The sequence below is a fragment of the Pseudomonas resinovorans NBRC 106553 genome, assembly GCF_000412695.1.
In the GTDB taxonomy this organism is placed as follows: Bacteria; Pseudomonadota; Gammaproteobacteria; order Pseudomonadales; family Pseudomonadaceae; genus Metapseudomonas; species Metapseudomonas resinovorans_A.
Map to the genome: position 1 here is coordinate 3289469 of NC_021499.1, position 14635 is coordinate 3304103.

A 14635-nucleotide genomic window follows, 5' to 3' on the forward strand; every position below is an offset into this window, starting at 1 on the left:
AAACCGCCCCTGGTCTACGCTGGATGCCGATAGGGACAGACGGGAGAGGGGCATGGCCAGGGTGCTCTTGGTGGACAGCCTGCCGATCGTTCGCGACGGCCTGCGCGCGCTGGTGGCGCGCTGTGGCCATGAGGTGGCCGGGGAAACCGACAACGGCCAGGACGCCCTCTCGCTATGCCGCGAACTGCACCCGGATATCGTCATCCTCGAACTGGTGATTCCCCGCCTCGGTGGGCTGGATGTCCTGCGCAGGCTGCGCGGCAGCGCACCGCAGATCCGCCTGCTGGTGTTCAGCGCCCAGGAAAGCGAGGTCTACGCCGGCCGCGCCCTGCAAGCCGGCGCCGACGCCTTCGTCGGCAAGCAGGAGCCAGCCAGCGAGCTGGAGAAGGCGCTGGCGGCGGTTGTCCGGGGGCGCACCTACTTCCCGCAGCAAGCCGTGCACACCGAGGCAGGCGCCGGCACCGGCGCGGAAAGCGAACTGGAGCGCCTTTCAGCCCGCGAGCTGACGGTGCTGCAGATGCTCTGCCAGGGCCTGTCGAACAAGGACATCTCCCTGCAGTTGAACCTCAGCTACAAGACCGTCAGCACCTACAAGTTCCGCTTGCACCAGAAGCTCGGCGTCAGCAGCGACTTCCAGCTGATCGCCGTGGCGCGGACCTCGGGGCTGGTGATAGGCGAGGCGCCCGGCGACCTTCCGACCTCGGCGAACCCCGAGACGATGAAGGAGCTGGAGCTGCTGCATGCCCTGCTGGACACCTCATCCAATCCGATGTTCGTGCGCGACACCGAAAGCCGCCTGCTGCTGTGCAACCGCGCCTACCTGGAGCGCACGGGACTGCGCTTCGAGGACGTGCGCGGCACTCGCATAGAGGACGCACACTGGTTGTCAGCCGATCGTCGACAGACGGTGGTGGAGCGCTACCGGGAGGCGGTCCGCCGAGGCGAGCCCTTCATGCGCGAACTGTCCGCCGAACGACTCGATGCGCCCGGTGCGCTCTATGCCTGGTGCGTGCCGTACCACAACCAGGCGGGCGAGGTGGTGGCGATGGTGGGAGGCCTGCGCAGCCTCGTCGAACGGGACAACATGCTGGCGGAACTGCGCCACGAGAGCCTGGAGGCGCGTCACCGCAGCCAGTTGAAAAGCCAGTTGCTGGCAACGGTGAACCACAGGTTGCGCGAACAACTGGAGGAGTTGCGCCACTGTCTCCTGGCCACGCAGCAATCGAGTCAGGGGCAGACGTTGCTCGATGAACTGGCCCGCACGCTGGCCCGCATCGACGAAATGCTTGCGCTGGATGGCCAGGCCCTTGCCGCCCATGGCGAGGCCCATGACCTGGGCCCCCTGACCGGCGGAATACTCGCCTCGCTGCGCACGACGCTTGTGGCCAAAGGCTTCGAGCTGGAGCTGGGCTCGGCGTTGCAGGCGCTGCCTCGCGCCTGGATCGACGCCACGCGTTACCGGCGCCTGCTGGAGGGGTTGCTGGAGTACGTGATGCTCGCCCAGGCGCCTGCGCGGGTGCTGCTGGGCTTCACCTGCCGGCCCCATCTGCGGGGTTTGCTGCGCCTGTCCATCGAGCTCACCCCATGGCCCGTGGCCGAGGACGGCAGCGCCGCACCGGAAGCGGCCTGGGCCCATGCCCACGTCCAGCAGTTGCTGGCCGGCTTCGAGGCGCAAAGCCGGATCGAAGGCACCGGCGACGCCAGGACCCTGAAGGTGGAACTGAACCTGCCGGTGGCGCTGGACCCCTGAGCCACCCGGCAACTCCCCATTCCCCCACGGACGAACGCCCGGCCGAACTGGCCCGGCTCAGCAGTTGGGTCGCTCAACCCAACTCGCCGATCTTCTCCAGCCTCGCCCTCACGATGTTGCGGCTGATGCCCAGCAGCCGGCCTGTCTGCAGCTGGTTGCCGTGGCAGAACCGGTAGGCGGAACGGAAGATGGTTTCCTCGATGTACTCGTAGAGGTCCGGCAGGTTCTTCTCGAACAGCTCGTTGAGCACCGCATCGAGGGCTGCGGGCCCCGTCACGCTGGCTGTCGGTCCTGCAAGGCGTTCCTCGTGGCGCGGGACCTGGGGGCGCATGTCCAGCAGGTGCAGGTCGCCGGGCTGTACCTGCTCGTTGCGGCACACCAGCAGTGCGTGGTGGATGGCGTTCTCCAGCTCGCGGATGTTGCCCGGCCAACTGTGGGCCAGCAGCGCACGCTCGGCGTCCGAGGTCAGGCTGGCGCGGTTGTAGCCCAGGCGCTGGCAGTGCTCCTGGATGAAGAATTCGGCAAGCGGCAGGATGTCCCCCGGCCGTTCGCGCAGCGGCGGCAGGCGCAGGGTCGCCACGTGCAGGCGGTAGAACAGGTCCTCGCGGAAGTGCCCGGCCACCACGGCATCGGCCAGGTTGACGTTGGTGGCCGCCACCAGCCGCACATTGATGGGGATCGGCGTACGCGAGCCCAGGCGCACCACTTCGCGCTCCTGCAGCACGCGCAGCAGTTTCACCTGCATGGACAGCGGCAGGTCGCCGATTTCATCGAGGAACAGCGTGCCGCCATTGGCGGCCTCGAACCAACCGGCCTTGCTGCTGGTGGCGCCGGTGAACGCGCCCTTCTCGTGGCCGAACAGTTCGCTTTCCACCAGGGTCTCGGCGAAGGCGCCGCAGTTGACCGCCACGAAGGGTTCCTTGCTGCGGCGGCTGAGGTGGTGGATATGCCGGGCGACCAGCTCCTTGCCGGTGCCGGTCTCGCCGATGATCAGCGCATTGGCCTCACTGGGCGCTACTCGCTCGATCCGGCTGAGCAGCTCCTGGGAGCGCGGGTCCTTGAAAACCAGCACGGTCGCGCGGACCGACTTGGTCAGCTCGCGGGCATTGGGGTGAGTGAGCAGTGACATCTCGAATTCCTTGCGTCCTGATGCGCCCGGGCATCTTGCATCAAGCCTTTTAGATAATTAAGGAATCAATATTAATTTATTAATTCCTATAAGAAATATAAACACCTGCATCATCAAGGATTGCTGAACCGGCAGCAGCCCTGCAGCACCGCTGCTGGAAACCCAGCACAGACCAAGCACCCTTCCTGACACCTCGCGTCGGCCTGGAGAGGCCGGCGTTCCTGGGCTGCAGGGTGCCTGGGGATTCCCTGGCATGCATTTCGCTCCTTTCCTCCGCAAATGCCGGACCAACTGGCAGGAACTGGAAAGGAGAACTCCCATGAAAAATCCATGGCGCACAGGCTTGGCGGCGCTCGCCGCACTCTTCGCCGTCGGCCAGGCCCTCGCAGCCGAGGCACCGGCCTCGGTGAAGATCGCCATCGTTGCCTACACCCAGGGTGGCAAGCCGGTGTTCGGCGGCATCCCGGGACGGGTGATCGAGGAAGGCTGGCTGGAGCGGGAACTCGCCACCCGTGGCGTGAAGCTCGACTGGATCGCCCTGCCCCACGCCGGCGCCGGCCCGCAGATCAACGAGGGCTTCACCAACAACAGCATCGACTTCGCCGTGCGCGGCGACCTGCCCTCGGTCATCGGTGGCGCCGGTGGCGTGCCGGGCAAGCTGGTGGTTCCCGGCGGCAGCGGCAACAACGTCTACCTGGTGGTGCCGGCCACCTCCAAGGTGCAGAGCATCGAGGAACTCAAGGGCAAGCGCCTGGCGCTGCATCGCGGACGCCCCTGGGAATTCGCCTTCAGCAACTACCTGGCGAGCGAGGGCCTCAAGCTCGGCGACTTCAAGGTCGCCAACCTCAACCCGCAGGTCGGCGCCGCGGCGGTTTCCGCCGGCAAGGTGGATGCGGCCGTGCTGCTCAGCGAGTCCTACCTGCTGGAAGACAAGGGCGTGGGCCGGATCATCTGGTCCACCAAGCAGGGCGACAACAGCTGGCGCCTGATCTCCGATCTCTGGGGTACCGACGACTTCATCCAGAAGCATCCAGACATCACCCAGCTGCTGGCCACCGCCTGGGTCAAGGCGGCCTGGTGGATTTCCCAGGACGAGAACCGCGACGCCTACTACCAGCTCTCCTCCCGCGCCGGCACGCCGGAAAGCGTGCTGCGCCGCGACGACCAGGACGACCCGGTGTCCTGGAAGGATCGCTGGGCGCCCAAGAGCGACGCGCAGCTCAACGCCCACTACCGCGCGCTGACCCGCTACGCCCTGGACAACAAGCTGATCCGCAAGGACTTCGACATCACCCAGTCCTTCGCCACGGGGTTCACCAACCAGGCGATCCTCGACCTCAAGCTCGAGAACTACTGGCCTTCACTGAACAACCAGGTCACCGCGAGCCACTGAGGGGCCGCCCCTGCTGGCGCAAACCCATACCGACCCAGACGATCGCTTCCCGACGAGGCCCCCATGAGCATTGAATTCTTCACCCGCCTGCCGTTGCACGGCGAAACCCAGTACCTGCCGGGCGACCCGCGCAACCGTGGCGACTGGAACCGAGGCGAGCACAGCACCGGAGCCGTTTCCAACTTCCGCGTGGGCGACCACTTCACCTACATCGACTACCTGGGCCAGATCGCCCGCGCGGCCGAAATCAACGGCTTCGGCGGCGCCCTGATGGTCAACGCGCCCAGCGGCGAGGAGCCCTGGACGGTCTGCTCATTGCTGGCGCGGGAAACCCGCACCCTCAAGTTCGTCACCGCCTTCCAGCCCTACCACTACACCCCCTGGGTAGCCGTGCAGCAGGCCGCCACCTACCAGCGCGCCAGCGGCAATCGCCTGGTGTGGAACATCATCAACGGCGGGTCCGACGCCATCCAGCGCCAGGTCGGCGACTTCAGCGGCCACGACGAGCGCTACGAGCGCGCCATCGAGTTCCTCGACGTGGTCAAGGGCTACTGGCACAACGAGAACTTCCACTACGAGGGCAAGTACTACCGCGCCGAGGGCGGCGGCCTGCGCGGCCCGCTGAAGAAGGCCGAGCTGCCGCTGATCTGCACCGCCGGCTCGTCGATCCCGGCCCGTGAATTCGCCGCCAAGCACGCCGACTACTACCTGATGCGCGCCGAGCACCCGGACGAAGTCCGCGCCCTGATCAGCGATGTCCGCGAGCGCGCGCTCAAATACGGCCGCACCGACATCCGCTTCGGCATGTCCATCGACGTCATCACCCGTGAAACCGAGGAGGCGGCACGCGCCGAGGCCAAGCGATTCTTCGATGAAGGCATCGCCAAGGGCGCGGTCAAGGCCGTGGCCGCCCACGCCGGGCTGCGCACCGCACGCAAGCTGAGCTACGAGCAGGGCTACGCACAGAAGAACGAGACCCAGGGCTTCGAGGAATTCTTCATCTACCCCAACGTCTGGGCCGGCTTCGGCTACATCGGGATTCCGCCGGGCTGCGCCCTGGTGGGCAGCTACGAGAACGTAGTGGCGCGCATCCGCGAGTACAACGCGGCGGGCATCGACCTGTTCTTCCTGGCCGGCTACCCGCACCTGGAAGAGGCTTATCGCCTGGGCGAGCACATCCTGCCGCACTTCCGTAGCGAGCGCGCCGAGCTGGCCCGCAGCCAGGACAGCCTGCCCGAGCTGCGCGCCGTCAACGGCCCCGCTGGCGCCTGAAGCCACGCGAGCGGCGCCTCGACCGGGCCACTCGCGATCCCCCTGCCCTTTGCCCATTTCAAGGAGCGAACGATGTCCATCGAGTTCGTCGGTATGGTTTTCCCGCGGCAATGGTCCGAGACCCATGGCCCGCGCACGGGAGACTTCGACCTGGAGTTTCTCCGCCAGCACGCCCGCGCCCATGAGCACGCCGGTTTCGACCGCGTGCTGATCGCCAGCGGGCCGGGCAGCGCCGACAGCCTGCAACTGGCCGCCTACGTGGCCGCCCACACCGAGCGCCTGGGCCTGATGATCGCCCACCGTCCGGCCCTGACCGCGCCCACGGTCGCCGCCCGTGCCTTCGCCACCCTCGACCACATCAGCGGCGGCGGGCGCCTGCGCCTGCACGCCATCACCGGCATCACCGCCGAACCCCAGGAAGGCGACCCGCTGCTGGACAAGACCGAGCGCTACAAGCGCACGGACGAATACCTGGAGATCGTCCGCCGCACCTGGACGGCGGAAGAGCCCTTCGACTTCGAGGGCCGCTATTTCCAGATCAAGGGCGCGTTCTCGCCGGTGAAGCCGCTGCACAAACCGCACATCCCGATTTCCTTCGGCGGTTCGTCCGACATCGCCTACCGGATCGCGGTGAAACATGCCGAGCTGTACGCGCTCTGGGGCGAGCCGCTGGCCGGTGTGGCCGAGCAGATCGGCAAGCTCAAGGCGGCGGCCCGCGATGCCGGGGTGGAGGCGCCGCGCGTGAGCCTGTCGGTACGGCTGATCCTGGGCCGAACCGAGGAACAGGCGTGGCAGCGCGCCAGGGATATCCTCGCGCAGATCCAGGCCAACCCCCAGTTCGCCGAAGGCAGCCCGTGGCGCAAACGCATCAAGGGCACCGGCTCCGAACGCCTGCTGGCGGCGGCCGCCGCCGGCGATCGCCACGACCGCGCACTGTGGATGCCCACGGCCACGGCAGTGGGCGCCTACGGCGACACGACGGCGCTGGTGGGCACTCCGGAAACGGTGGCGGAGGCCTTGCTCGACTACGTGGAACTGGGCGTCAGCACCTTCCTCAACCGTGGCTACGACCCCTACTACGACGCCGTGGACTACGGCCGCTGGATCATCCCGGCGGTACGCGCCGAAGCCCGCCGCCGGGAGTTGCAGCGAAGGGCCAGGGTGGCAGGCTGATCTGTGGGGGCGAATTCATTCTACGGAGATACTGCTTAGGGTGCGCTGTGCGCACCGCGACCACAGCACCGAAAACCCCGGTGCGCACAGCGCACCCTACCCATGCCTCTCGCGTGCTACGTGCGTTGGTGGTTATGCGTAGGGTGCGCTGTGCGCACCGCGACCACGGCACCGAAAGCCCCGGTGCGCACGGCGCACCCTACCCATGCCTTTCGCGTGCTACCTGCGTTGGTGGTTAAGCGTAGGGTGCGCTGCGCGCACCGCGACCACGGCGCCGAAAACCCCGGTGCGCACGGCGCACCCTACCCATGCCTCTCGCGTGCTACGTGCGTTGGTGGTTATGCGTAGGAGCGATGGGTATCGCAAGCTCAACCCATCCTATGGAGGTACTGCGTAGGGTGCGCTGTGCGCACCTCGACCACGGCACCGTGAGATTTGTGGGGGCTGGACTACCGCCGGCTCGCCAACAACTCGCGCGCGGCCTGCAAGGGTCGCGGGTCCACCCACCCGGCCAGCTCGAAATCCCGTTCCAGGAAGCCGTGCAAGTTGAGGAAATCCTTCTGGATGCCCAGGTAGTCCAGGCGCTGCGCGGAGAGGTCCGGCGCCAGGGTGGTGTGGAAGTCGTCGCGGTAGGCCTCGGCCACGCCCTCGCGCCCGGCGCGGGTTTCCACCTGGAGGATGTCGTGCAGGGCGTCGCGGTTCTCGGCGGCCCACTCGGCCGCTCGCAGGGTCTGGGCGAGGAAGCGCACCACCAGGTCGAAGTGGTCGTCCAGCAGGCTCTGGTGGACAGTGATGGGCCGGGGCGTGCCGTTGTTGATGCGGTAGCGCGGGCCGGCCACGCGATCCAGGTCGATCCCCACCACCAGCCCCAAGCGCCGGGCCGCGTCGGCCGCCGCCGCGCCCTTCACATAGACCGCATCTACCTCGCCACGCACCAGGTGATCCAGGCCGGACCAAAGACGCTGCAGGCCCTCTTGGGGCGTCCTCGCGGCCTCCTGGTCCAGCAGTGCCACCTCCACCAGGCGCACGTCGTCGAAGCCCAGCCCGGCCAATGCCAGGGCACCCCGGTAGCCCTGCAGGCTCATGGCGCGAGCGATGCTGCCACCCCGGCTGGCGGCCCAGGCCGGCAGGGCCAGGCGCTTGCCCGCGAGGTCCGCCGGCGTGCGGATGCCCGAGTCGGGGCGGACCAGGATGGTCTGCCATTCCTCGATCCAGGTCAGCCCGATCAGCCGGCTCGGCGCACCCGCCGCGCGGGCCACCAGCGCCGGTACGTTGCCACCTTCGCGGAAGAGCCCCGGCAGTTCGTGGTCGTAGTGATGGCGGCCGAGCTGGCGGGCCTCCTGCAGGGTGGAAACCGGCAGGCCGTCGGCGGCGAATTCCTCCTCCAGCCAACCGAGCTTGTAGGCGATGCCGGACGCCGTGGGCACCGGACAACGGGTGAACCAGATCTGCTGGAGGGAGGTGGCAGGTGACGCGGGCGGTGCTACGGCGATGCTCATGGTGCGCTCCGGGCTGGATGATGAAGGCGGCCTTCTCTGGCCGTTGCAGGTCCATCGCAATGCCTGTGCCAAGGGCGGGATCGGCCGCCCCATGGGGCTTGCGCGCTGGTACGCGGTCCGCCCCATGCTGTTCTTCCAACAATGCTGCGTGGCCGCTGCTGGCTCCGCAGCAGCCCGCCTTGCCACGCTGCTGCCCAGGCAGCAACCGGCCCTGGGCCGGATGCCCCGATCCTGGCCGAAGGCCGCGAGGCGCCTGGCCTGCGCCGCTGTCCCGAGCCCCTGGCACAGAAGCTGCTCAAGCCAGGGGGACCGCCCGACGGAGCTCGGGCATGCAGTTGGATGAATCGACAGAGGTGAAATCATGAGTACGGCCGAACGCAGCCTGGCTAACGCCGGATCGCCCAGCGCGGTGCGCGTCCTGCACAGCGAAGCGCAAGCCCTGGAGGCGGCCAGGGAAGTGGCGCGGGAAATCGCCGAGATCGCCGCGGACCCGTCGCGCAATGGCGAGCTGCCGCGCCGCCAGGCCGAGCTGCTGTCCCAGAGCGGCATCACCGCCATCGGTGTGCCCAAGGCCCTGGGCGGCCTGGGCGCCTCGGTGGAAACCATCGTGGAGACGGTGCGGATCATTTCCGTGGCGGACGGCGGCGTCGGCCAGCTGCTGCAGATCCACAACGTGATGCTGCGCGGCCTGCTGACTTCCAGCTACCCGGAGGACGTGCGTGCGCGGGTGATCGCGGATGTGCTCGCCGGCAAGCGATTCGGCAACGCCCTGGCGGAAGTGGGCGGCAAGAACAAGTTCGCCCTGAAGACCCGCGTGGAGCGCCGCGCCGACGGCAAGCTGGTGCTCAATGGCAGCAAGTTCTACTCCACCGGCTCCTACCTGGCCGAATGGATCTCCCTGACCGCCGCCTCCGATGACGGCGGCGCCGGCATACTGCTGCACCGCGACACCCCCGGCCTGACCCTGGTGGACGACTGGGAAGCCTTCGGCCAGAACAACTCGGTGAGCGGTACGGTGATCTTCGACAACATCGAACTGGACGAGCGCTTCGTGTCCCGCCGCGAAGGCCCGCTGAAGCGCACCTGGCTGAGCTTCCCGCAGATCCTTCACGCCGCCATTGACACCGGCATCGCCGCCGGCGCCCTTGATGCCGGCGTGCAGTACCTGCGCAACCAGTCCCGCCCCTGGGTGGAAAGCGGCGTGGAGAACGCCAGCGAAGAGCCGCACATCATTCGCCAGATAGGCGAATACGCCGTGGCCCTGCGCGCCGCCGAAGCCCTGCTGCGCGACGCCGCGCGGGTGTTCGACCAGCACGACCGCGACCCGGAGAACAAGGCGCTGCAGGATGAGCTGATCCTCTCGGTGGCCAGCGCGCGGGCCCATTCCGACAGCGCCTCGCTGAAGATCTCCAGCGATATCTTCTCCCTGCTCGGCGCCAGCGCCTCGCTGACCAAGTGGAACCTCGACCGCTTCTGGCGCAACGCGCGGGTACACACCACCCACGACCCCATCCGCTGGCGCCTGCACCACGTCGGCAACTACTACCTCAACGGCGTGGACCCGGGCGAGTACACCGCCATCCTTGACGCGAAGCAGAAGGAAGGCGCTACTCGCAGCTGAGCCTCCTCGAGCTCCATTGTGGGGGCGAATTCATTCGCTAAGGGCAGCGCAGCTGCCCCCTGGGGGGGATGTCCGGCCGAACCTTCGGTCCGGTCAGCGAATGAATTCGCCCCCACAGGTTCACTCCGTAATCTCAGGTTCGGGTCGTAGCCCGGATGCAATCCGGGAAAGAATCCAACCACCCTCCCGGATTTCATCCGGGCTACCCCACAGGTTCAACCGCGCCCCCCCAGAAAGGCACACACAAAAAAGCCCGGCATCCTCGCCGGGCTTTTTCATTCGGCTTTCAGGCCACCGCTTCCAGCAGCTTGCGCCCCTCGTCCCAGAGGCCGGTCATCTTCCACTGCTGCTCCAGCACGCCGGGGCCGAACTCCTGGGAGCCGCCGAGGTTTTCCGCCAGGGCCTGGAAGTAGGCGCCCTCCTCCACCAGCAGGATCAGCCGGGCCACCGGCAGGATGCCTTCGCCCCAGAAGGTGGCGCCGCCATTGGCCTCCAGCAGGCCCGGGGTGTGGGGATTGGCCTTGATCGCCTCGACGATGAAGGACGGCTCGGACTGCCGGCGATCGATGTAGATGGGCAGTTCGCGCGCCAGGGTCACCCGTTGCGACGCGGCGTAGCGCAGCGGCAGCACGCGGTGGGCGCCGGCCCAGCCGCCGAGGTAAGGCGTGTGCACATGGACCACCAGGTTGACCTCCGGCCGTTCCTGGAACACCAGGGCGTAGCGCTTGCCGCTGCCGGCTTCCTTGCTGGTGTCCAGCGAAGCGCCGGGCGCCAGGGTCTCGTCCAGGTGCACGGTGCCGTCATGGCTGACCACCGCTGCGCGGATGCCCTGGTCATCCGCCCAGGGGCTGGGCGCGCGCAGGGCGATCACCAGGTCGCTGGCGGGCACCCGCAGGTAGGCCTGGAGCGTGTTGGTGGCGGTGATGGTGCGGGTCTCCTTGAGTACGCGGAAGGCTTTGGCGAAATCGCGCCTGGCCTGCTCCACCTGGTCGAGAATCGCGCTATCGAGGGGGCGGGATGTCTGGGTCATGGAAAGCGTCCTGTTTCTGTCCGGGAAAGGTTGCAACGGGGCCGTTCGCACCGTGTAGCAACCCCAGAGCAGGACTTGTGCCAGCGGCCCCGGGCCGCGCCGGGCGCGGGGTCGACGCTTGCGGCCGGCACCGCCTGCTGCCTGCGGGGCAGCCATTGCTGGGGCACTGCTGCTGGAGACGCAATCGCTGCGCGGCGGTCATTGGCGACAGCCGCGCAAGCCCCGTCGCACAAGCGTTACAGGGCATCCCGAAGGCGTGGCATGGGGGTTGCTATCCCTGGATACAACTCAGCCATTCCAACCCTCAGGAGCTTTGATGAGCACCGAATTCTTCTGGCGTCTGCCGCTGGGCACCGACGGCCCCCAACTGAGTACCGACAAGCACAATCGCGGCAATCACCTGCGTCGCCCGGGGGACATAGCCCCGGGCCTGCTGCCCGACGGCAGCCCCGATGACTTCACCTACATCGACTACATCGCCCAGGTGGCCAAGGCGGCCGAACTGGCCGGCTTCGAGGGCGCCCTGCTGCCCACCGGGCCCGAGCCGTGGATCGCCGCCGCCGCGCTGGCCCGCGAGACCCGGCGCATCAAGTTCCTGATCGCCTTCCAGGCTACCTGGACCCTGCCCGCCTACGCGGCGCAGCAGGCGGCCATATTGCAGAACCTCAGCCGTGGCCGCCTGGAGTGGAACATCATCACCGGCGGCAACCCCGCCAGCCAGCGCGCCAATGGCGACTACCTCGAGCACGACCTGCGCTACAAGCGCACCGGCGAGTTTCTCGACATCATCCAGGGGCTCTGGGAGAACGAGCGCTTCTCCTACGACGGCGACATCTATCGCCTGGACAACGGCGCCCTGCCGCCGGGCCTGCGCAACGAGCGCAAGCCCGGCGTCTACTTCTCCGGTTTCTCCGACGCCGCGCTCGATGTGGCCGCGCGCCATGCCGACGTCTACCTGAACTGGGCCGAACCGGTCGACAAGCTCAAGCCGCACATCGAGCGCGTGCGCGAACTGGCCGACAAGCAGGGCCGCAGCGTGCGCTTCGGCCTGCGTGTGGACCTCTTCGCCCGTGAAACCGAGGAAGCCGCCTGGCGCGACCTGCGCAACCAGTTCGAGCGCCTGGAAGGCAAGAGCAGCTCGCTGCAGAAGCAGTTCACCAGTGGCTCCGACTCGGTGGGTGCGGCGCGCCAGACCGCGTATCACCAGAACATCAGCGACTTCAACGACCTGATCCTCGCCCCCAACCTCTGGGCCGGTTTCGCCAAGGCCAAGCCCGGCCCCACCGTGGGCCTGGTGGGCAGCCACCAGAACATCGCCGAGCGTCTGGCCGAGTACCGCGACGCCGGCTTCTCCACCTTCATCCTGGCGGGCAACCCCCACCTGGAAGAGGCGCTGCGCATCGGTCAGGAAGTCCTGCCGCTGCTGCGCACGCCGGCCACCCGGCACTCCAGCTCGCCACTCAAAGCCACCGCCTGAGGCCAAGGAAGACCCCATGAGCCAACCACTCGATACCCTCTGGTACACCCGTTGCCCGGTGCCCACCGGGCTTGGCATCGCCGTGCAGAAAGGCTGGCTGGAAGCCAGCGTCGGCGCCCTCGGCACGCGCATCCAGTCCCTGCGCGAGTCCGACAGCCAGGCGGTGCGCGAATCCCATTTCGATCACAGCCTGGCCAACTCCGTGCGCCATGGCGGCAACATCCCCGCCATCTGGGCCCGCGCGGCCGGCCGCGATACCCGCGTCATCGGCCTGTCCTGGGCCGACGAGGTGCAACTGATCCTCACCCGTCCGGACAGCGGCATCCATGGCGTGAAAGACCTCAAGGGCCGACGCTTCGGCCTGCCCGACTGGGCCGGCGCGCAGATCGACTTCACCCGCGCCCAGGCCCTTCGCGGCCTGGAGAACGCCCTCAAGCTGGAAGGCCTGGAGGTGAAGGATGTGGAACGCGTGGACTACCGCTACGGCGGCACCTTCAGCGACCAGCCGGTACAGGACGTCGACGGTACGCCGGTCAGCGCCCACCGCGCCGAAGGCCGCAACGCGGAACTGGTGGGCCTGTTGCGCGGCGAGGTGGATGCGATCTTCCTCAAGGGCGCCCATGCCGCGCAGCTGGCCCACGAATTCGGGCTGCGCACGGTGATCGACACCGGCTCCCATCCCGAACCCCTGATCCGCTCCAACAACGGCACCCCGCGTACCCTCAGCGTGGACGCCAACCTGCTGGACCAGCATCTCCCGGTGGCGGTAGGCATCCTCGACTCGGTGCTGCGCGCCGAAGCCTGGGCCGGCACCCACCCCGAGGACACCCGCCGCTACCTGGCGCGGGAAACCAACAGCAGCGAGTACTGGGTGACCCGGGCCTACGGCGACGACGCCCACCTGCGCCTGCGCACCGCCCTGGATGAATCGGCCATCGCGGCCCTGCAGGACTTCACCGATTTCCTTCTGCGCTGGCAGTTCATCCCGCAACGCTTCGATGTGCGCGAGTGGATCGACCCGCGTCCGCTGGAAGCCCTGCGCAACGCCAGCTCGGCACTGGCGAGCTGACCTCCCCCGCAACCCGAGATCCGGATCCTCCTATGAGCAATCAACTCGATACTCTCTGGTACACCCACAGCCCGGTCCCCACCGGGCTGGGCATCGCCGTGCAGTCCGGGCGCCTGGCCGAGGCGTTCCGCCCCTACGGCACCAACATCCAGTCCTTGCGCGAATCCAGCGAGCGGGAAGTGCGCGAGGCCCACTACGACCATCACCTGGCCAACTCCGTCCGGCATGGCGGCAACATCCCCGCCATCTGGGCTCATTCCAGCGGCGTGCAGACCCGCGTGCTGGGCCTGTCCTGGAGCGACGAGGTGCAGCTCATCCTCACCACCGAAGAGAGCGGCGTACGCAGCATCCGCGACCTGAAGAACCGGCGATTCGGCCTGCCGAAGTGGGCCAACGTGCAGATCGACTTCACCCGCGCCCAAGCCCTGCGCGGGCTGGAGAACGCCCTGCGCCTGGAAGGCCTGACGGTGGCCGATGTGGAACTGGTGGACTACCCCTACGGCGGCACCTACAGCGACGACCAGAAACAGCACCTCTACGGCGCCGAAGTGAGCCTGGAAGTGAGCCGCGTCAGCCGGCGCAACAACGAACTGATCGGCCTGCTGCGTGGCGACATCGACGCGATCTTCCTCAAGGGCGCCCACGCCGCTCACCTGGCCCACGAGTTCGGCCTGCGGGTGGTGGTCGACACCGGCTCCCACCCGGACCCGCTGATCCGCTCCAACAATGGCACGCCGCGCACCCTGACCGTCGACCAGCACCTGCTGGAACACCACTTCGATGCGGCGGTGCGCATCGTCGACACGGTGCTGCGGACCGAGCAATGGGCCTGGGCCAATCCCGACGAGACCCGGCGCTTCCTCGCCCGCGAACTGAACACCAGCGAGTACTGGGTGGCCACCGCCTACGGCGAGGACGCCCATCGCCGGCTGCGTACCACCCTGGACGAACGCTCGATCGAGGCGCTGCAGGACTTCACCGACTTCCTCCGCCGCTGGAACTTCATCCCCCGGCGTTTCGACGTGCGCGACTGGATCGACCTGCGTGTATACGAACAGGCCGTAGGCGCCACTTCCCGCCTGGCTGTCTGAACCCGGTTGCTGCTGCGCCAGCAGCAGCGACAACTTATTCCACTGCTGCAAATCCAGCACTCACCCAGCAAGCCTGCTGAAACTTCCGCAACTTCCCTGCATCTTTCTTCTGGAAGTTTCAGCCCCTCCTT

General features: G+C 67.7%; 11 protein-coding genes. 8 read left to right on the top strand and 3 right to left on the bottom strand.

From position 1 onward, the window contains the following. Positions 1–52: 52 nt before the first annotated feature. Entirely contained in the window at positions 53–1750 is a 1698-nt protein-coding gene (locus PCA10_RS14850; protein WP_016492877.1) for a response regulator, read from the top strand. A gap of 73 nt (positions 1751–1823) precedes the next feature. Here PCA10_RS14850 and PCA10_RS14855 read toward each other — a convergent pair whose 3' ends face one another. Beyond that, entirely contained in the window at positions 1824–2879 is a 1056-nt protein-coding gene (locus PCA10_RS14855) for a sigma-54 interaction domain-containing protein (protein WP_016492878.1), read from the bottom strand. A gap of 319 nt (positions 2880–3198) precedes the next feature. Here PCA10_RS14855 and PCA10_RS14860 point away from each other — a divergent pair, with 319 nt between their 5' ends. From PCA10_RS14860 to PCA10_RS14870, 3 genes are all read left to right on the top strand, one after another. Beyond that, on the top strand, positions 3199–4272 hold the full coding sequence (locus tag PCA10_RS14860; protein ID WP_016492879.1) for an ABC transporter substrate-binding protein: 1074 nt from the start codon (positions 3199–3201) through the stop codon (positions 4270–4272). Positions 4273–4335: 63 nt separating this feature from the next. Beyond that, positions 4336–5544, top strand: coding sequence for an LLM class flavin-dependent oxidoreductase (locus tag PCA10_RS14865; protein ID WP_016492880.1), 1209 nt, complete (start codon positions 4336–4338; stop codon positions 5542–5544). 72 nt (positions 5545–5616) lie between these two features. After that, positions 5617–6717, top strand: coding sequence for an LLM class flavin-dependent oxidoreductase (locus PCA10_RS14870; RefSeq protein ID WP_016492881.1), 1101 nt, complete (start codon positions 5617–5619; stop codon positions 6715–6717). Positions 6718–7166: 449 nt separating this feature from the next. On the opposite strand, the gene PCA10_RS14875 is transcribed toward PCA10_RS14870, so the two are convergent. Next, positions 7167–8216, bottom strand: coding sequence for an ABC transporter substrate-binding protein (locus tag PCA10_RS14875; protein ID WP_016492882.1), 1050 nt, complete (start codon positions 8214–8216; stop codon positions 7167–7169). A gap of 361 nt (positions 8217–8577) precedes the next feature. Between PCA10_RS14875 and PCA10_RS14885 the strand changes: the two genes are divergently transcribed. Continuing rightward, on the top strand, positions 8578–9837 hold the full coding sequence (locus PCA10_RS14885) for an acyl-CoA dehydrogenase family protein (RefSeq protein ID WP_016492883.1): 1260 nt from the start codon (positions 8578–8580) through the stop codon (positions 9835–9837). A 286-nt stretch (positions 9838–10123) separates the two neighbouring features. Here the strand turns inward: PCA10_RS14885 and PCA10_RS14890 are convergent, their stop codons facing one another. After that, on the bottom strand, positions 10124–10867 hold the full coding sequence (locus tag PCA10_RS14890) for a class II aldolase/adducin family protein (protein WP_016492884.1): 744 nt from the start codon (positions 10865–10867) through the stop codon (positions 10124–10126). 316 nt (positions 10868–11183) lie between these two features. Between PCA10_RS14890 and PCA10_RS14895 the strand changes: the two genes are divergently transcribed. Genes PCA10_RS14895 through PCA10_RS14905 form a run of 3 tightly spaced genes read left to right on the top strand, consistent with a single transcriptional unit; the run spans position 11184 to position 14504 of the window. Beyond that, entirely contained in the window at positions 11184–12344 is a 1161-nt protein-coding gene (locus PCA10_RS14895; RefSeq protein ID WP_016492885.1) for an LLM class flavin-dependent oxidoreductase, read from the top strand. A gap of 16 nt (positions 12345–12360) precedes the next feature. Next, positions 12361–13413: an ABC transporter substrate-binding protein gene (locus PCA10_RS14900; protein WP_016492886.1), complete on the top strand. Its 1053-nt coding sequence runs from the start codon at positions 12361–12363 to the stop codon at positions 13411–13413. 32 nt (positions 13414–13445) lie between these two features. Further along, complete coding sequence (locus tag PCA10_RS14905) at positions 13446–14504, top strand: ABC transporter substrate-binding protein (RefSeq protein ID WP_016492887.1); 1059 nt, start codon at positions 13446–13448, stop codon at positions 14502–14504. Positions 14505–14635 lie beyond the last annotated feature (131 nt).